Raw genomic sequence first — 15,751 nt, forward strand, 5'->3', positions numbered from 1 at the left:
CAGAATGGTCGGCACGACGCCTGCGACGAGCACCCCCGGGGCGTTCGTCACCGGTCGTCGACCCCGCGTGGGCATCATGGGCGGCACGTTCGACCCGATCCACCACGGTCACCTCGTCGCCGCGAGCGAGGTCGCGCAGTCGTTCCACCTCGACGAGGTCCTGTTCGTCCCCACGGGCCAGCCCTACATGAAGTCGGGCGTCAGCGACAGCGAGCACCGCTACCTGATGACGGTCGTGGCCACCGCCTCCAACCCGATGTTCACCGTGAGCCGGGTCGACATCGACCGTGACGGCCCCACCTACACGATCGACACCCTCCGGGACATCCGGGCCCAGCGTCCCGACTCCGAGCTCTTCTTCATCACCGGGGCCGACGCCGTCGCGCAGATCCTCGACTGGAAAGACGTCAGGGAGCTGTGGGACCTCGCCCACTTCGTCGCCGTGACCCGTCCGGGCCACGACCTCAGCGTCGGCGGCCTCCCGGAGAGCGACGTAAGCTTGCTCGAAGTCCCCGCCCTCGCCATCTCGTCGACCGACTGCCGCGCTCGGGTGGGCCGCGGCTTCCCGGTGTGGTACCTGGTCCCCGACGGGGTCGTCCAGTACATCTCCAAGCACCACCTGTATCGGAGCAACGCATGAGCACGTCCGACGAGCAGCCGCTGACCCGGCGCCAGATCCGCGAGCGCGAACGTGCCCGCGAGGCAGGCCGCGCCGTCGCCGAGGGCACCGCAGGAGGCGCGCCCGCCTCGGGCTCGGCGCCCGCGTCCGCAGCCGCCCCGGTCCCCACGTCCACGCCGGTGCCCGCCACGCCCGTGCCGGCCTCGGCCCCGCAGGCTGCATGGGCCCCGGCCCCGGCCCCGGCTGCGGCACCGGTCCCCGCCTCGGCCCCCACGCCTCCTCCGGCCTCCGTCGCCGGGCCCGACGGGCTCACCCGACGCCAGATGCGCGCCCAGCGCGCCGAGCAGACGGGACCGTCGGCGCCCGTCCCGCTCCAGGCCCCCGGCCCCGAGCCGCGTCGCCGCCTGGTCGACGCGCTCAGCACGGTCGACGAGATCGTGGCGCCGCTCGACGAGAGCGCCCCCGCCAGCGCGCGGCAGTCGGTCGGCGACGACTCGTCCGTCGTGCCGAGCGTCGCGGCTGACGGCGACGACGACGGGCGCGCGCCCGGCCCGCGCCGCACGGGGCAGCCGACCGCCTCGCCCACCGGGCCTGCGGTCGCGCCCACCTCCGCGCCCTCCGTCTTCCCCCTCGACCTCAGCAGCTCGCGTCCCGGCTCGGCCTCGACCCCCGACGGCGGCGAGTCGGCCGCCGCTCCCGACGGGACCGGGTCGTCCGCGGCCGTCGCCGAGCCCGCACCCGCGTCCGTCCCCGAGCCGAGCGGCTTCGTGCCGCCCGTCGGCCACTGGACGACCCAGTCGGACGAGCCCGACGACGACACGGCCCCCGGTCGTGCCCTCGGCACCCACACCGGCCAGACGAACGCGCTCATCCTCACAGACCAGCAGGTCGCGGACGTCACCGGAGCGCTCAACGCGACCGGCGAGATCATCATCACGGGCTCGATCGACCTGCCCCGCAGCCTGGGCGCCACGGGGTCGCAGGCGCGCATCGACAACTCCGACATCGACCGCCTGCTCGAGCAGGGCGACGCCGAGAGCGCCGAGACCGACGCGGCTCCCGTCCGCGCCAGCCGGGCCATCAGCACCCACACCTCGACGCGGTCGGTCGTCCTCGCGGCGTCACAGCCCGCCTCCAGCAAGCTGCCCCTGATCCTCGGGATCGGCGGGGGCGTCCTCGGAGCAGGTATCATCGGTGTCGTCATCGCCGGGTTCGCCACGGGCATCCTCGGCGGCTGACGCCGCCGTCGTCCCGTCCCGGGGCGACCCACCCCGAAGGAATCCGTGACAGCCACCCCTCGTGCCATCGAGCTCCTGCAGATCGCAGCCCGCGCCGCCGACGACAAGCAGGCCGACGACCTCGTCGCGCTCGACGTCTCGGAGCCGCTGGCCCTCACCGACATCTTCCTCCTGGCCTCCGGCCGCAGCGAGCGCAACGTCGTCGCGATCGCCGGTGAGATAGAGGACAAGATGCTCGAGGCCGGCGCCCGCACCCTGCGCCGCGAAGGCCGCGCCGAGGGCCGCTGGATCCTCCTCGACTTCGGCGACGTCGTCGTCCACGTGTTCCACGACGAGGACCGCCAGTACTACTCGCTCGAGCGCCTGTGGAGCGACTGCCCGGCGATCCCGCTCGACGTGGTGACCGCCTCCTCCGCCGAGGCCGCCTCGGCTCCGGCTTCGTCCGAGGCCTAGGCCCGCCACTCCGGTCTCGTGGCGTCGATGACGTCGTGAGGTCGATGACGTCGGCGGTCCGTGCGACCCTGACGGCATGATCATCGACCGGGTCCGCGTGCCGGAGGCGCTCGTCGCCGACCCGGTCGAGTGGCCGTTCACCGTCCCGGCCGTCGCCGCGCTCGTCGGCACGGGCGTGTCCTTCGACGCGCCCGTGACCTTCCTCGTCGGCGAGAACGGCAGCGGCAAGTCGACGATCGTCGAGGCCCTCGCCGAGGCGTGGGGCGCCGACGTCCGCGGCGGTCGCTCGCACGGCAGGTACTCGTCTGAGCTCGAGCCGTCCGAGCTGGGCGCCGTGCTCGAGCTCGGACGCACGCCGACGGGCAGCCGCATGGTCGGACGCAAGGCCAGGGGCTGGTTCCTGCGATCAGAGACGGCGCTCGACATGTTCTCGCGCTACGAGAAGGGCGACCCGGGCTTCCACGACGTCAGCCACGGCGAGAGCTTCCTGCACGCCTTCGACGTCCGGCTGGCCGAGAAGGGGCTGTACCTGCTCGACGAGCCCGAGGCGGCCCTGTCGTTCACCGCCTGCCTCCAGCTGATGGGCACGCTGGCCGACGTCGCCGACGCCGGCGGGCAGGTCGTCTGCGCGACCCACTCGCCCGTGCTCACGGCCCTGCCCGGCGCGTCGGTGCTGCAGCTCGGCGAGCGGGGCATCGAGCGGACGACCTGGGGCGAGCTCGACCTCGTGCAGCACTGGCGGGCGTTCCTCGACGAGCCGGGGCGGTACCTGCGTCACCTCTGAGGCCTGACGCAGTGCGGCGGGGCCCCGGCGGCGGGTGTACTTGCGCCGCCGGATTCTGTAGTAAGGTTGACGAGTTGCTCCGGCAGCGGGAACACGAGCAACACGGCAACATCATCTGGGTCTGTGGCGCAGCTGGTAGCGCACCTGCATGGCATGCAGGGGGTCAGGGGTTCGAGTCCCCTCAGATCCACCAAAAGCAAGACAGCAGTGCGAGATGGCCTCACCTCCGGGTGGGGCCATCTCTCTTTTCGCATGATGGCCGGCAGTGCAGGTGACCATGAGGAGGCGCGGGTCGACCATCTCAGGACGCGGCGCTGGTCTGGACGCGGGCTGTGCATCGGCTCCACGCGCGTGGCGGACGCGGTAGACATCATGCATGAGCAACGAGCAGCCTGGCCAGACCCCCGCCCCCGACGACGACGCGACCCGCGCCTCCGGGACGCCGACGGGTGCGGACCGCCCCCGTCCTGCGTACGGCGAGTACGCCCCGACGCCCGCGGGCGGTGCCGCTGCGCCGTCCGACCAGCAGCCCGTCGCCCCCGGCGCACCTCAGGGCGCCCCCTACGGCGCGCCCCAGCAGGGCGCCCCTCAGCAGGGTGCGCCGGCCTCTACGCCCACGACCGGCGCCCCCGGCCCCAAGGGCATCGGCGCCTTCGCCGGCGAGGGGCACCCCCAGACGCTGGCGACCTTCACCCGGTACGAGGACGCGCAGTCCGCCGTCGACCTGCTGAGCGACGAGGGCTTCCCCGTCGAGAGCGTGTCGATCGTCGGACACGACATCCGCACGGTCGAGAACGTCGCCGGCCGCCTGACCACCGGCAAGGCCGCGGCGCGCGGTGCCGCGGGCGGTGCGTGGTTCGGGCTCCTGCTCGGCCTGCTCTTCAGCATCTTCGCCCCGGGCGTCGCGTTCATCGGCGTCCTGCTCATCGCCCTCGGCGCCGGTGCCCTGTGGGGCGCCCTCTGGGGCGCGGTCGGCCACGCCGCCACGCGCGGTCGTCGCGACTTCGCCTCGGTGAAGACGATGGAGGCGGGCCGCTACGAGGTGCTCGTCCGCGGCGAGCTCTCCGCCCGCGCCCACCAGGTGCTCGCGCAGGGTCGCAAGGTCGGCTAGCACCAGCCTCCAGACCTGCACCGACGACGAAGGGCCCCGCACCTGCGGGGCCCTTCGTCGTGTCAGGGCGTTCCCGACGGTCACCGCCTCACGGCGTGACCATCCCGCCGTTCACGTTCAGCGTCTCGCCCGCGACGAAGCTCGACTCGGCGCTGGTGAGGAACACGTAGGCGGGAGCCTGCTCGGCGGGCTGTGCGGCGCGCCCCATCGGCGACTCGCTCGAGCCGAACTCGGGCAGGGTCTCGGGGTCGACGCCCTGCGTCACCTGCAGCACGGACCAGGTCGGCCCGGGGGCGACGACGTTCACGCGGATGCCCTTGCCGACGAGCTGCTGCGCGAGGCCCTTCGAGAAGTTGTTGATGGCGCCCTTGGTCGTCGCGTAGTCGAGGCGGTCGGGGGCAGGCGTGTAGGCCTCGAGCGAGGCCGTGTTGACGATCGTGGAGCCGGGCTGCAGGTGCGGCAGGGCGGCCTTGATGATCCAGAACGGCGCGTACACGTTGGTCTTGAACGTACGGTCGAACTGCTCGTCCGTGATCTGGTCGATCGACTCCTGCCAGACCTGGACCCCGGCGACGTTGACGATCGCGTCGAGCCCGCCCATGCCGTCGACGGCCTGCTGCACGAGCTCACGACAGAAGGAGGCGCTGGTCAGGTCGCCGGGGACGGCCACGGCCTTCTGCCCGGCCGCCTCGACGAGCGACACGACGTGGCGCGCGTCCTCCTCCTCCTCGGGCAGGTACGAGAGGGTGACGTCCGCGCCCTCGCGGGCGAAGGCGATGGCCACGGCCGCGCCGATGCCGGAGTCGGCGCCGGTGATGAGCGCCTTGCGGCCAGTCAGGCGGCCGGTGCCGCGGTAGGTGTCCTCGCCGAGGTCGGGGACGGGCGTCATGCGCGACTGGAGCCCGGGCTCCGGCTGCTGCTGCACCTCCGGGCTGATCACGGGGTAGCGGGTGCGGGGGTCGTCGAAGGTGTACTGATCGCGGGTCATGCACCCGTGATACGCCGTGGGGCTGGCCGCCTGCTCAGGGCCGCGGCCTGCCGGGGTACGTGCGGACCGCCTCCTCGGCCATCGTGTGGGGCACCAATCATTGGTACACTCACGACATGGCATCGACGAGATCCTCCCGGGCCGGGCGTGAGCCCGGTCACGAGCACGGCAGCTGGTTCGGCGACGCGGTCGAGCGGATGAACGCGCGGCTGCGCCCCTACATCGGCGGTGCACAGCTCGGCATCCGTGACGAGGCGCCGATCGTCGCCCCCGCGCACGGCGGCGCGTGCCCGCTCTGCGGCCGCCCGATGGACGAGCACGTCGTCGACCGCTCCGGCCCGCGCACGATGCTGCACTGCCCGCGGGACGCAGGCGAGTGAGTGCCGCGGCCCGCGCCTCCGTGCCGGTCGAGCCGTCGCTGGTCGAGCCGTCGCCGGTCGACCCGTCGGCCGTCGATCCGCTCGCGCTCGAGAGCCAGATCTGCTTCGCCCTGTCCGTCGCCTCCCGCAGCGTCGTCTCCGCGTACCGCCCTGTGCTCGAGCCGATGGGGCTGACCCACCCGCAGTACCTCGTGATGCTCGCCCTCTGGGAGCAGCAGCCGCTGGCGCTCCGCGACCTCGCCCGGCTGCTGCGGCTCGATCCCGGCACCCTGTCGCCGCTGGTGAAGCGCCTCGAGGCGCAGGGCCTGGTGACCCGCGGGCGCAGCGCGGACGACGAACGAGCGCTGAGCATCGAGCTGACCGGCGCGGGGGCGGCCCTCCGCGAGCAGGCCGAGTCGATCCCCGAGCGGATGATGGCCCGGCTCGACGTCACCCGCGACGAGCTCGTGCTGCTGCACCGCACCATGGCGAAGCTGATCGCGGCGGCCGAGGCCTGAGGCGCTCCGTCGGCTCAGCGCAGCGGCTGCGGGGCCACGGCCGGGCGTGACCAGCGGACGTCGACGGGCCGGCCGACCACCCGCGACTCGATCTCGTTGCGGAACGACTCGACGAAGTGCGCGGCGGAGCGCTCGTCCGAGACGACGACGTCGAGGCGCAGCGAGCGCAGCTCGTCGGTGACGAGGACGGGGCCGTCGCAGAAGCGCAGCAGGTACTGGTGGGACTTCACAGGGATGCTCTCCCAGTGCCGCCGCAGGCTGGTCTCGAGCTCGCGGACGGAGTCGATGCCGTCGGCCTGCCGCACCTCGGCGCTGATCGCGATCATGCGGGCATCGTGCACCCCGCGGGCGACGCGCGGGTGAACGCGAGGTGACGGGCTGCTGTGCGGCCGGCCAGCGCCTCTGCCGGACGGCCTCAGGCACCCGTCACTGATTCGTATTACCATTGGGCCGAGAGCGGCGCCGGCGCCTCTGCGTCGTCGGCCGGCTCGCAGCCCCATCCGACGACGAGATCGCACGGTCGCGACCTCGAGAGGACACGACATGACCACCCCGAGCCCCGCGCCCTTCCCCTCCACCTCCGACTCTGCCTCGGACGAGGCTCGCTGATGGCCACCCTCGAGAACGCGGGCGCCGCCTCCTCGGCGCCGCTCGTGCCGGGGTCGGCCCGCCACCCGGCGCACGAGTCGGACCCGGTGCTCGTCGTCATGGGGGTGTCGGGGTCGGGCAAGTCGACCGTCGCCGCGCTCGTCGCCGAGCGCCTCGGCTGGGACCTCGCCGAGGGCGACGACCTGCACCCCGACGAGAACGTGGCCAAGATGGCTGCCGGTCAGCCGCTCGACGACGACGACCGGGCGCCGTGGCTCGACACGGTCTCGTCGTGGATCGTCGAGCACGCGATGCAGGGCGTCCCCGGCGTCATCACCTGCTCGGCGCTGAAGCGCAAGTACCGCGACGTGCTGCGTGAGCACAACGTCGTCTTCGTCTACCTGCAGGGCAGCGGCGACCTGATCGGCGGCCGGATGGCCGAGCGCTCGGGGCACTTCATGCCGACGACGCTGCTCGACTCGCAGGTCGCGACGCTCGAGCCGCCGCAGGCCGACGAGCGGCACATCGTCGTCGACGCCACCCGGACGCCGGAGGAAGAGGCGGACGACGTGCTCCGCCTGCTCGGGCTGACGCCGGTCGCCTAGAGGCCGCGGCGGCGGAGGTCGGCGACGATCTCGTCGAGGAAGTCGTCCACCTCGTCCTGGTGGTAGCCCTCGCGGAACTTCGTCGGGGCGAAGCGGGCGTTCACGACGTCCTCGGGTCTCAGGTCGGTCGCGCCCGCACGGCCTTCGTCGTCGGCGGTCATGGCCGCCTGCACGCGGGCGAGGAACGCGTCCACGTCGTGCATGTCGTAGCCCTCGCGGAACTTCACCGGCGAGAACCGCTTCGCCTGGACGTCTTCTGCTCTCATCGTCTCCCCCTCGTGGTCACGACGATCCTGCCAGGGCGCCCTGGCCCGTCGCGACCTCGGTACGACGGTCAGGACCCCGTCGTCGGGGGAACGGCGTCCGGGGAGGGACGATCGCGGGAGGCGCGGTAGAGGACGTGGGGGCGGAGCCGGTGGCCGGGCGGCAGGGCCGGGTGCTCGAAGTCGTCGGCCAGGTCGCGGGCGAGGCCGAGACGCTCCATCAGGGCACGGGAGCGGAGGTTGGTCGCGGCCGTGAAGCTGACGACCTCGGGCAGGTCGAGCTCGTCGGGGTCGAAGGCCGTGCGGAGCACCTCGTGCGCGGCCTCGGTGGCGAGGCCCTGGCCCCAGGCGTCGTGGCGCAGGCGCCAGCCGATCTCGACCTGGTCGGAGAGGGGGCGGCCGCCGACGACCACGTCGACCGACGGCCGCGACAGGCCGACGAACCCGAGCAGCTGGTGGTCGGCGCACCGCTCGACGGCCCAGAGGCCGAAGCCGTCCGTCTCGAAGCCCTGCTCGATCCGGTCGATCATCGCGTCGGACTCGGCGCGCGTCCGTGTCGAGGGGAAGAACTCCATCACGACGGGGTCCGCGTTCATCGCCGCGAACGGCTCGCGGTCGGCGTCGCGCCAGCGGCGGAGGAGGAGGCGGTCGGTGGTGAGCACGGGTCGACGGTAGCGGAGCAGTGGTCGTCAGGAGGCGGCGGCTGGGCCGGGCGCGGTGCGGCCGGCCGCGGCGCGCGCGCGGGCGGTGTCGGCGCGAGGGCCGACGGGCACCGCCTCCGTCGCCAGGGCGAGGCCGGAGGCGGGCATCCCGACGTACATGCTCTCGGCGCGCTCGACGACGAACGTCTCGTGCCAGATGCCGACCGCGCCCGGCGCCTTGCGGGCACGGCGGTTGAAGGCGCTCCACGCGGGGCGGTGGGCCTGGTCGGCCGAGCCGGCGTACGCGTAGAGCTTCTCGAGCGAGTCCCAGTACTGCACCAGCACCGGCCCTCGCGAGCCGATCGTGGTTCGCAGGCCGCGGAGGCCCGAATCCTTGTCCTTGAACAGCTCGACGATCATCGGGGTCATCGCGGCGAACACGGGGAGCCACTGGTCGGGCCGCCAGATCTTGTTGACGCGCATGCCGATCAGGAAGACGACGAGCTCGCCCTCGTGCCGGTGGGTCGTCCTGCCGGGGATGACACGGGCCATGATCTCGCTCCTTCGACGCGACTGCGCGGGTGGGTGCCTGGTGATTGGATAGTGTTGCTCTCCAGTGCGCTCCCATCTTGGAGAGTGCAGCTATCCAAAGTCAAGGGGGCACCCGTGCGCATCTCCGAGCTCGCCGACGTGAGCGGCGTCCCGATCGCGACGATCAAGTACTACCTGCGCGAGGGGCTGCTGCCCGAGGGCGAGCGCACCTCGGCGACGCAGGCCCGCTACGGCGACGAGCACGTACGGCGGCTGCGGCTCGTGCGGGCGCTGCTCGGCCCCGGCGGGCTGAGCGTGGCGCGGGCGCGCGGAGTGCTCGAGTTCCTCGACCTGGAGCACGACTCGGTGGGGGAGGTGCTCGGGGTCGCCCAGCACGCCGTCACGCCCGCCGCGCCCGAGGGAGTCGACCACGCCCGGGCGCGCGGCCTCGTCGAGCGCTGGGGCTGGACCGTCGATCCCGGCGAGGGCCCCGTGCTCGCCGCGCTCGAGGTCGCCGTCGACGGCCTCGAGGCCGCCGGGTTCGACCTGCCGCCCGAGCGGCTCGACGGCTACGCGCGGGCGATGCACGACGTCGCGGACGCCGAGATCGCGGGGGTCCCGCTCGAGAGCGTCGACGCGGCCGTGCAGTACGTCGTGCTGGGGACGGTGTTGGTCGAGCCGCTGCTGCTGGCGCTCCGGCGGCTCGCGCAGCAGGACTCGTCGTGGCGGCGCTTCGGCGACCTCGTCGGCGGGCTGCCGGTGCCGCCGCCTCCTCCGGTCTAGGAGGCGCGTCCCGTCCTGTCCCGAGCATCGCGTCTCGCCGTGACGCGACGGGACGCCCGGAACAGGACGGGACAGGGGGCGGCGACCCTAGGAGGCGCGGCGCGTGCCCCGCAGGCCGACGAACGAGACGAGCGCGCTGCCGACGAGCAGCACCGCGACCACGACGACGACGCGGTGGAACCCGTCGACCGTGAGGGCGCCTCCGGCGATCACCCCCAGGAACGCCACGGCGACCAGCCCGGCGACCCGCGAGATCGCGTTGTTGACCGCCGAGGCGATGCCCGACCTGGCCGGCGAGATGCCCGACAGCACGGCCGAGGTGAGCGGCGCCACCGTGACGGACAGGCCGAGGCCGAAGAGGACGACCCCGGGCACGACCTGCCACCAGACGTCGATCGGGTCGCGGACGAGCAGCATCCAGAGGAACCCGCTCGCCGTGATCAGCGGCCCGACCGTCATGAAGAGGCGGGGTCCGTGCGTCGCGGCGAGCGTGCCGAACATCGTCGAGAAGAGCAGCGACACGATCGTCGTCGGCAGGGTGACGAGGCCGGCGAGGGTGGCGGTGAGGCCGGCGAGCTCCTGCACGACGAGGGGGATGGTGAGGGTGCCGAGGCTGATGGCGGCGTAGAGGCCGACGGTGGCGAGGTTGCCGACGGCGAACTCGCGGGTGCGGAACAGGTCGAGCGGCATCATCGGCTGCGGCGCCCGCCGCTCCCACCAGACGAAGGCGACGAGCGCGACGACGCCGACGACGAGCGGCACGACGACGAACCAGGCGCCGAGCCCGACGCGCTGGCCCTCGATGAGCGCGAAGACCGGGCCCGCGAGGCCGACCGCGGCGAGCACGGCGCCGACGACGTCGACGCGGGCCGGCTGGTCGGGCCCGCCGCGGTGCGCGTCGCCGGGCAGGCGCGTCATCAGCACGAGCGTCAGCACCACCGGCACGACGACCACGGCGAACACCCACCGCCAGCCGAGGGTGTCGACGAGGGCGCCGCCGGCGAGCGGGCCGATCAGGAACGCGACGCCGGTCCAGGCGGTCCAGGAGCCGATCGCGCGGCCCTGGGCCGGGCCGCTGAAGGTCGAGGTGATGAGTGCGAGGCTCGACGGGACGAGCAGGGCCGCCGCGACGCCCTGCAGCGCGCGGGCGGCGATGAGCAAGCCGGGGTCGGGCGCGAGCGCGGCGAGGACGCTCGTCAGCGCGAACGCGACGAGGCCGGCTCGGAGCACCCGCACCCGGCCGAACGTGTCGCTGAGCGACCCCGCGACGAGCATCAGCGAGCCGAGCGCGAGCAGGTACGCGTCGACGACCCACTGCTGCAGGGTCAGGTCGGCTCCGCTCGCCGGCCCCGCACCTCCGTCGCCGAGGCCCCGCGCGATGGCCGGCAGCGCCACGGTCACGATCGACCCGTCGAGGAACGCCACGAAGGAGGCGAGGACCGCGACCACGAGGACGATGCGCTGGCCGCGGGCGTCTGTCATGCCTCGAGTCTCCTCCCCGCGGTCAGCTCTCGCGGACGACGTCGTCGGGCGACTTGTCGGGGCGCCAGCCGCGCCACGACGGCTGGCGGAGGCGCCCGGTCGACGTCCACTCGGCGAACGACACCTCGCCGACCCGCGACGGCGTGATCCAGTGCGCGTCGCGGGCGTCCGCGGCGGGTACGCCGACGAGCGGGCTGGTCTTCCGCTCGACCCCGCGGAACTCCGTCAGCAGCGCGTCGAGGTCGTGATCGCGGAACCCCGTGCCGACCCGTCCGACATAGACGAGCCCGTCGTCGCCGGGCACGCCCATCAGCAGCGAGCCCACGCCGGAGGCGCGACGGCCGTTCCCGGGACGCCAGCCCGCGATCACCACCTCCTGCGTCGCGTGGTGCTTCGTCTTGATCCAGGCGCGCGAGCGTCGGCCTGCGCTGTAGGTGGCGTCGCGGCGCTTGGCGACCACCCCCTCGAGCCGGAGGCGCTGCGAGGTCCGCATCGCCTCCTCCAGGTCGCCGTCGAAGACGACCGGCACGTCGATCGGGCCCTCGGAGGTCACGATCCGCTCGAGCACCTCGCGCCGCTCGTCGTAGTTCTTCCTGAGGAGCGAGTGCCCCTCGGCGTGCAGCACGTCGAAGAGCAGGTAGCGGATCGGCGCGGCCTTGGCGGCCTGCTCGACCTCGCGGGGCTTCGTCAGGCCCATCCGCGTCTGCAGCAGCCCGAAGTCGGGGCGGCCGGACTCGTCGACGGCCACGACCTCGCCGTCGAGCACCGCGCCTCCGTCGCTGTCGACCTGGTCGGCGAGCACCTGCAGCTCGGGGTAGGCAGGGGTCAGGTCGTGGCCGTTGCGGCTGGTCAGGGTCACCCGGTCGCCCTGGACGACGGCGATCGCGCGGATGCCGTCCCACTTCATCTCGATCGCCCAGTCGTCGTCGACGTCGGCGGCGGTGCCCGCGACGGCAAGCATCGGGGAGACGGGATCGAGGGCGTCGCCGCGATCGTCGCCGTCGCCCGACCGGCCCGACGAGGAGGCGCGGGTCGAGCGGGCAGACCCGGACCCGGTCCCCGAGCCGATCACCGTCCGCCCCTTCCCGCCGGACTTCTTCCCGGACTCCTTCTTCGCCGTCGTCGTGCCGTGACCGCCCGAGAAGCCTCCGTCGGCGCCTCCCGCGTCGTCGTCCTTCATCCGGTGGATCAGCCAGTTCTGCTCGGCCTTGCCGCCGCCGTGGCCGGTGTGGATCAGGGCGACCCGGCGGGTGCCGCGCTGCTCGCCGTGCAGCACGGCGATCACCTCCTTGCCGTCGCGCCACTTCTCGACGTCGTAGGTGCCCGAGTCCCAGATGGTGACCTCGCCGGCGCCGTACTCGCCCTTGGCGATGGTGCCCTCGAAGGTGCCGTACTCGAGCGGGTGGTCCTCCGTCATCACGGCGAGGTGGTTCGTGCCGGGGTCGTCGGGCTCGCCCTTGGGCAGCGCCCAGCTGACGAGGACGCCGTCGTGCTCGAGTCGGAAGTCCCAGTGCAGGCGGCTGGCGTGGTGCTCCTGGATGACGAAGCTGCGGCCGTCGCTCGTCGGCGGGGCGGCGGCGGGGACGGGCTCGGCCGTCTTCGACGCGTCGCGCTTCGAGCGATAGTTCGCGAGCCGGTCGCCGCGCTCCCGGGTCTCGCCGTCGCCGGACGGGTCGTGCTCCGGCGACTCGGTGTTGCGCATGTCGTCGCCGAGTTCTCCGGGGGGCACCGGAGTGCCGCTCGACACGTCGGCCAGGGGATCTCCGCGGCGTCTGAGCCGCTCCAGCACCTCGGTGTACTCGAGCTGGCGCAGCTGCTTCGAGGCGAGCTCGCGCCAGGTGCGCGGCATCGCGACGGTCGGGCGCTCGCGGCCGCGCAGCGAGTACGGCGCGACCGTCGTCTTGTTCCCGTTGTTCTGCGACCAGTCGAGCAGCACCTTGCCGCGTCGGTCGGCCTTGCCCATCGTGCTCAGCACGAGGTCGGGATGGTCGGCCTCGACGGCACGGGCGAGCTCGTGGGCGACGTCGCTGACCTGCGCGCTCGTCTGCCCCCCGTCGAGCCGCGCGTAGAGGTGCACGCCCTTGCTGCCGCTCGTCACCGGCACGAGCTCGAGACCCATCCCGTCGAGCAGGGGCCGCAGCAGCTGCGCGACCTCGACGCACTCGGCGAGGCCCACGCCCTCGCCCGGGTCGAGGTCGAGCACGAGGCGGTCGGGGTTCCGCTGCGCGCCGCGCGGCCCGAAGCGCCACTGGGGCACGTGCACCTCGAGCGCCGCGACCTGGGCAAGCCAGGTCAACGTCGCGAGGTCGTTGACCATCGGGTAGACGTTGGCGTGGTCCTTGTGCTCGATCTCGTGCCGGGCGACCCAGTCGGGCGCCGAGTCGGGCAGGTTCTTCTCGAAGAAGACCTCGCCGTCGACGCCGTTCACCCAGCGCTTCCGCGTCGCCGGACGGCCCTCGACGTGCGGCAGCATCCACTCCGCGACGGCGGCGTAGTAGCCGAGCACGTCCGCCTTCGTCGTGCCGCTCGCCGGGTACAGCACCTTGTCGAGGTTGGTGAGCTGCAGCGCGTGCCCGCCGACCTGCACGCGCTCGCCGCGTCCCTTGCTGGCCATCCGGCGCCTCCTCGTGTCGTCTGCCTCGATGATGCTCGTTCGTCGTGCGGGGCGTCCCGGACGCCCGCGCCTGCGGACCGCGACGGCCCGCCTCCCCGCCGGGGCGGGGGAGCGGGCCGCGAGCGGAGCCGAGGAGGCGCGGTGCCGGTCAGACGGCCGGCATGGCCCCCGCGATCGTGATGGTGGCACCCGAGGTGTAGCTCGACTCCGGGCTCACGAGGTGCACGTACGCCGCGGCGAGCTCGGCCGGCTGGCCGGGACGGCCGAACGGTGCCTGGCCGCCGAACTCCGACACGGTCTCGGCGTCGTCCGAGCCGGGCTGCAGCGGCGTCCAGACCGGGCCGGGCGAGACCTGGTTGACGCGGATGCCCTTGGGCGCGAGCTGCTGCGCGAGGCCCGACGTGAACACGCCGATGGCGCCCTTCGTCAGCGCGTAGTCGATCTTGTCCGGGCTCGGCTGCGTGCCTTGGACCGAGCCGGTCGTGACGATCGACGAGCCGGGCTCGAGGTGCGGGATGACCGCCTGCGACAGCCAGAACAGCGAGTAGACGTTGGTCTTGATGGTCGAGTCGATGTCCTCGGTGGTGAGCGTGAGGATGTCGTCGTTGCTCTTCATGCGGCCGGCGACCATGACGAGCGTGTCGAGCCCGCCGAGCTCCTCGACGGCCTTCGCGACGAGGTCCTTGCAGTACTGCTCGTCCGAGATGTCGCCGGGCACGAGGACGACGCGGCGGCCCTCGCCCTCGAGCAGGTCGCGCACCTCCTCGGCGTCGGTCTGCTCGCTGGGCAGGTAGCTCAGCACGAGGTCGGCGCCCTCGCGGCTGAGGGCGATGGCGGCGGCACGGCCGATGCCGGAGTCGCCGCCGGTGACGATGCCGCGGAACCCGACGAGGCGCTCCTTGCCGACGTAGCTGGTCTCGCCGTGGTCGGGCTTCGGGTCCATCTTCCAGGCCTCGCCCGGCAGCGACTGCTCCTGCCTCGGGAACGGCGGTGCGGGGTACAGGTCGACCGGGTTCTTCTTGTCGTATTGGCTCATGCGCTCCACGGTGCACGCCGTGCGGGGGACGTGCCCGGTGTCTGTACCCGTCAGCCGGTCATTCGGAGCGCATGCGGAGGAACATGACCGTCATGCGATCGATCTGGAAGGGCGCGATCACGTTCGGGCTCGTCAACGTGCCCGTGAAGCTGTACAGCGCCACCGAGGACCACGACGTCTCGCTGCATCAGGTCCACGACGCGGACGGTGGTCGGATCCGGTACCAGCGCAAGTGCGAGATCTGCGGCAAGGTCGTCGACTACGAGCACATCGACAAGGCGTTCGACGACGGTGACCGGACGGTCGTGCTCACGGCGGACGACCTGAAGTCCCTGCCCGAGGAGCGCTCGCGCGAGATCGACGTGCTCGAGTTCGTGCCGAGCGACCAGCTCGACCCGCTGATGTTCGACCGCAGCTACTTCCTCGAGCCCGACTCCGCGTCGCCCAAGGCCTACGTGCTGCTGCGGCGCACCCTCGAGGAGACCGACCGCACGGCCATCGTGCACTTCTCGCTGCGGCAGAAGACCCGGCTCGCCGCGCTGCGCGTGCGCGGCGACGTGCTCGTGCTGCAGACGCTGCTCTGGGACGACGAGGTCCGCGAGGCGCGGTTCCCCGTGCTCGACGAGAAGGTGCGGATCAGCGGCAAGGAACTCGACATGTCCGGCTCCCTGGTGGAGTCGCTGGGGGATGACTTCGACCCGTCGCAGTTCGGCGACGACTACCAGGAGGAGCTGCGCAAGCTCATCGACGCCAAGCTCGAGGAAGGCGAGTCGCTCGACACGGACGCGACCTTCGGCCGCTCGGGGGACGACGACGACGAGGACGGCGACGGATCCGGCGACGGCGAGGTGATCGACCTGATGGAGGCGCTGAGACAGTCGGTGGAGCGGAGCCGGTCGGGTGCGAAGAAGGCCCCGGCGAAGAAGCCCGCCGCGAAGAAGCCCGCCGCGAAGGAGGCGCCCGACAAGGAGAAGGAGCCAGTCGAGAAGAAAACGGCTGAGAAGCCAGCTGTGAAGAAGCAGCCCGCGGCGAAGAAGAAGCCCGCAGCCGAGAAGAAGCCAGCTGCGAAGAAGAAGCCCGCCGCGGAAAAGAAGCCCGTTGCGAAGAAGAAGGCGAGCTGACGCCGCTCGCCTCGGTG

Annotated in this window: 17 protein-coding genes, 1 tRNA gene and 2 pseudogenes; 11 read left to right on the forward strand and 9 right to left on the reverse strand. The window is 72.7% G+C overall.

All coding sequences use genetic code 11. The features are described from left to right. Positions 1-4: 4 nt before the first annotated feature. From nadD to IFT90_RS16850, 6 genes are all read left to right on the forward strand, one after another. The gene (gene nadD, locus IFT90_RS05435; protein ID WP_123548624.1) at positions 5-640 is read left to right on the forward strand and encodes a nicotinate-nucleotide adenylyltransferase; all 636 of its coding nucleotides are present in this window, start codon (positions 5-7) and stop codon (positions 638-640) included. Next, positions 637-1,857, forward strand: a complete 1,221-nt coding sequence (locus tag IFT90_RS05440) for a hypothetical protein (RefSeq protein ID WP_192041266.1) — start codon at positions 637-639, stop codon at positions 1,855-1,857. The genes nadD and IFT90_RS05440 overlap by 4 nt, the downstream gene beginning before the upstream one ends. Positions 1,858-1,902: 45 nt before the next feature. After that, positions 1,903-2,310, forward strand: coding sequence for a ribosome silencing factor (gene rsfS / locus IFT90_RS05445; protein ID WP_123548626.1), 408 nt, complete (start codon positions 1,903-1,905; stop codon positions 2,308-2,310). A gap of 76 nt (positions 2,311-2,386) precedes the next feature. Next, entirely contained in the window at positions 2,387-3,094 is a 708-nt protein-coding gene (locus tag IFT90_RS05450; RefSeq protein WP_192041267.1) for an AAA family ATPase, read from the forward strand. Between the two features lie 117 nt (positions 3,095-3,211). Further along, positions 3,212-3,287 (forward strand) — tRNA-Ala (locus tag IFT90_RS05455). Positions 3,288-3,470: 183 nt separating this feature from the next. Next, on the forward strand, positions 3,471-4,205 hold the full coding sequence (locus IFT90_RS16850) for a general stress protein (protein WP_244644742.1): 735 nt from the start codon (positions 3,471-3,473) through the stop codon (positions 4,203-4,205). A gap of 88 nt (positions 4,206-4,293) precedes the next feature. Here the strand turns inward: IFT90_RS16850 and IFT90_RS05465 are convergent, their stop codons facing one another. Then, a complete protein-coding gene (locus IFT90_RS05465) occupies positions 4,294-5,193 on the reverse strand; it encodes an SDR family oxidoreductase (protein WP_192041268.1) in 900 nt (299 codons plus the stop codon). Positions 5,194-5,309: 116 nt separating this feature from the next. On the opposite strand from IFT90_RS05465, the gene IFT90_RS05470 reads away from it, so the two are divergent. Both IFT90_RS05470 and IFT90_RS05475 read left to right on the forward strand, forming a co-directional pair. Continuing rightward, entirely contained in the window at positions 5,310-5,573 is a 264-nt protein-coding gene (locus IFT90_RS05470; protein WP_192041269.1) for a hypothetical protein, read from the forward strand. A 20-nt stretch (positions 5,574-5,593) separates the two neighbouring features. Further along, on the forward strand, positions 5,594-6,070 hold the full coding sequence (locus IFT90_RS05475) for a MarR family winged helix-turn-helix transcriptional regulator (RefSeq protein ID WP_371812145.1): 477 nt from the start codon (positions 5,594-5,596) through the stop codon (positions 6,068-6,070). Positions 6,071-6,084: 14 nt separating this feature from the next. On the opposite strand, the gene IFT90_RS05480 is transcribed toward IFT90_RS05475, so the two are convergent. Then, a complete protein-coding gene (locus IFT90_RS05480) occupies positions 6,085-6,396 on the reverse strand; it encodes a hypothetical protein (RefSeq protein WP_192041270.1) in 312 nt (103 codons plus the stop codon). Between the two features lie 282 nt (positions 6,397-6,678). On the opposite strand from IFT90_RS05480, the gene IFT90_RS05485 reads away from it, so the two are divergent. Beyond that, positions 6,679-7,263 carry a gluconokinase gene (locus IFT90_RS05485; protein WP_192041271.1) on the forward strand — a complete coding sequence of 195 codons (585 nt, stop codon included), beginning with the start codon at positions 6,679-6,681 and terminating at the stop codon, positions 7,261-7,263. 8 nt (positions 7,264-7,271) lie between these two features. Here the strand turns inward: IFT90_RS05485 and IFT90_RS16855 are convergent. The 4 genes and pseudogenes from IFT90_RS16855 to IFT90_RS05500 all read right to left on the reverse strand — a co-directional run. After that, positions 7,272-7,424, reverse strand: a pseudogene (locus IFT90_RS16855) (DivIVA domain-containing protein); the annotation flags it as partial. Positions 7,425-7,436: 12 nt separating this feature from the next. Beyond that, a pseudogene (locus IFT90_RS17280) lies at positions 7,437-7,529 on the reverse strand (DivIVA domain-containing protein); the annotation flags it as partial. Positions 7,530-7,597: 68 nt separating this feature from the next. Further along, a complete protein-coding gene (locus tag IFT90_RS05495; protein WP_197980651.1) occupies positions 7,598-8,188 on the reverse strand; it encodes a GNAT family N-acetyltransferase in 591 nt (196 codons plus the stop codon). Between the two features lie 27 nt (positions 8,189-8,215). Further along, positions 8,216-8,719 carry a DUF4188 domain-containing protein gene (locus IFT90_RS05500; protein ID WP_192041272.1) on the reverse strand — a complete coding sequence of 168 codons (504 nt, stop codon included), beginning with the start codon at positions 8,717-8,719 and terminating at the stop codon, positions 8,216-8,218. 114 nt (positions 8,720-8,833) lie between these two features. Here IFT90_RS05500 and IFT90_RS05505 point away from each other — a divergent pair, with 114 nt between their 5' ends. After that, positions 8,834-9,481, forward strand: coding sequence for a MerR family transcriptional regulator (locus IFT90_RS05505; protein ID WP_192041273.1), 648 nt, complete (start codon positions 8,834-8,836; stop codon positions 9,479-9,481). A gap of 87 nt (positions 9,482-9,568) precedes the next feature. Here IFT90_RS05505 and IFT90_RS05510 read toward each other — a convergent pair whose 3' ends face one another. The 3 genes from IFT90_RS05510 to IFT90_RS05520 form a co-directional block, all read right to left on the reverse strand. Further along, on the reverse strand, positions 9,569-10,963 hold the full coding sequence (locus tag IFT90_RS05510) for an MFS transporter (protein ID WP_192041274.1): 1,395 nt from the start codon (positions 10,961-10,963) through the stop codon (positions 9,569-9,571). A 22-nt stretch (positions 10,964-10,985) separates the two neighbouring features. Beyond that, a complete protein-coding gene (locus IFT90_RS05515; protein WP_192041275.1) occupies positions 10,986-13,577 on the reverse strand; it encodes an ATP-dependent DNA ligase in 2,592 nt (863 codons plus the stop codon). A 148-nt stretch (positions 13,578-13,725) separates the two neighbouring features. After that, a complete protein-coding gene (locus tag IFT90_RS05520) occupies positions 13,726-14,613 on the reverse strand; it encodes an SDR family oxidoreductase (RefSeq protein WP_192041276.1) in 888 nt (295 codons plus the stop codon). A gap of 92 nt (positions 14,614-14,705) precedes the next feature. Between IFT90_RS05520 and IFT90_RS05525 the strand changes: the two genes are divergently transcribed. Continuing rightward, on the forward strand, positions 14,706-15,734 hold the full coding sequence (locus IFT90_RS05525; protein WP_192041462.1) for a Ku protein: 1,029 nt from the start codon (positions 14,706-14,708) through the stop codon (positions 15,732-15,734). Positions 15,735-15,751: the final 17 nt, after the last annotated feature.

It is taken from the genome of Frigoribacterium sp. CFBP 8766, assembly GCF_014841435.1.
Classification (GTDB): domain Bacteria; phylum Actinomycetota; class Actinomycetes; order Actinomycetales; family Microbacteriaceae; genus Frigoribacterium.

Bases quoted from the DNA above. Each gene is read 5' to 3' on its own strand.
- nadD (WP_123548624.1), top strand. From the start codon at position 5: ATGGTCGGCACGACGCCTGCGACGAGCACCCCCGGGGCGTTCGTCACC.
- IFT90_RS05440 (WP_192041266.1), top strand. From the start codon at position 637: ATGAGCACGTCCGACGAGCAGCCGCTGACCCGGCGCCAGATCCGCGAG.
- IFT90_RS05450 (WP_192041267.1), top strand. From the start codon at position 2,387: ATGATCATCGACCGGGTCCGCGTGCCGGAGGCGCTCGTCGCCGACCCG.
- IFT90_RS16850 (WP_244644742.1), top strand. From the start codon at position 3,471: ATGAGCAACGAGCAGCCTGGCCAGACCCCCGCCCCCGACGACGACGCG.
- IFT90_RS05465 (WP_192041268.1), bottom strand. From the start codon at position 5,193: ATGACCCGCGATCAGTACACCTTCGACGACCCCCGCACCCGCTACCCC.
- IFT90_RS05470 (WP_192041269.1), top strand. From the start codon at position 5,310: ATGGCATCGACGAGATCCTCCCGGGCCGGGCGTGAGCCCGGTCACGAG.
- IFT90_RS05480 (WP_192041270.1), bottom strand. From the start codon at position 6,396: ATGATCGCGATCAGCGCCGAGGTGCGGCAGGCCGACGGCATCGACTCC.
- IFT90_RS05485 (WP_192041271.1), top strand. From the start codon at position 6,679: ATGGCCACCCTCGAGAACGCGGGCGCCGCCTCCTCGGCGCCGCTCGTG.
- IFT90_RS05500 (WP_192041272.1), bottom strand. From the start codon at position 8,719: ATGGCCCGTGTCATCCCCGGCAGGACGACCCACCGGCACGAGGGCGAG.
- IFT90_RS05510 (WP_192041274.1), bottom strand. From the start codon at position 10,963: ATGACAGACGCCCGCGGCCAGCGCATCGTCCTCGTGGTCGCGGTCCTC.
- IFT90_RS05515 (WP_192041275.1), bottom strand. From the start codon at position 13,577: ATGGCCAGCAAGGGACGCGGCGAGCGCGTGCAGGTCGGCGGGCACGCG.
- IFT90_RS05520 (WP_192041276.1), bottom strand. From the start codon at position 14,613: ATGAGCCAATACGACAAGAAGAACCCGGTCGACCTGTACCCCGCACCG.
- IFT90_RS05525 (WP_192041462.1), top strand. From the start codon at position 14,706: ATGCGATCGATCTGGAAGGGCGCGATCACGTTCGGGCTCGTCAACGTG.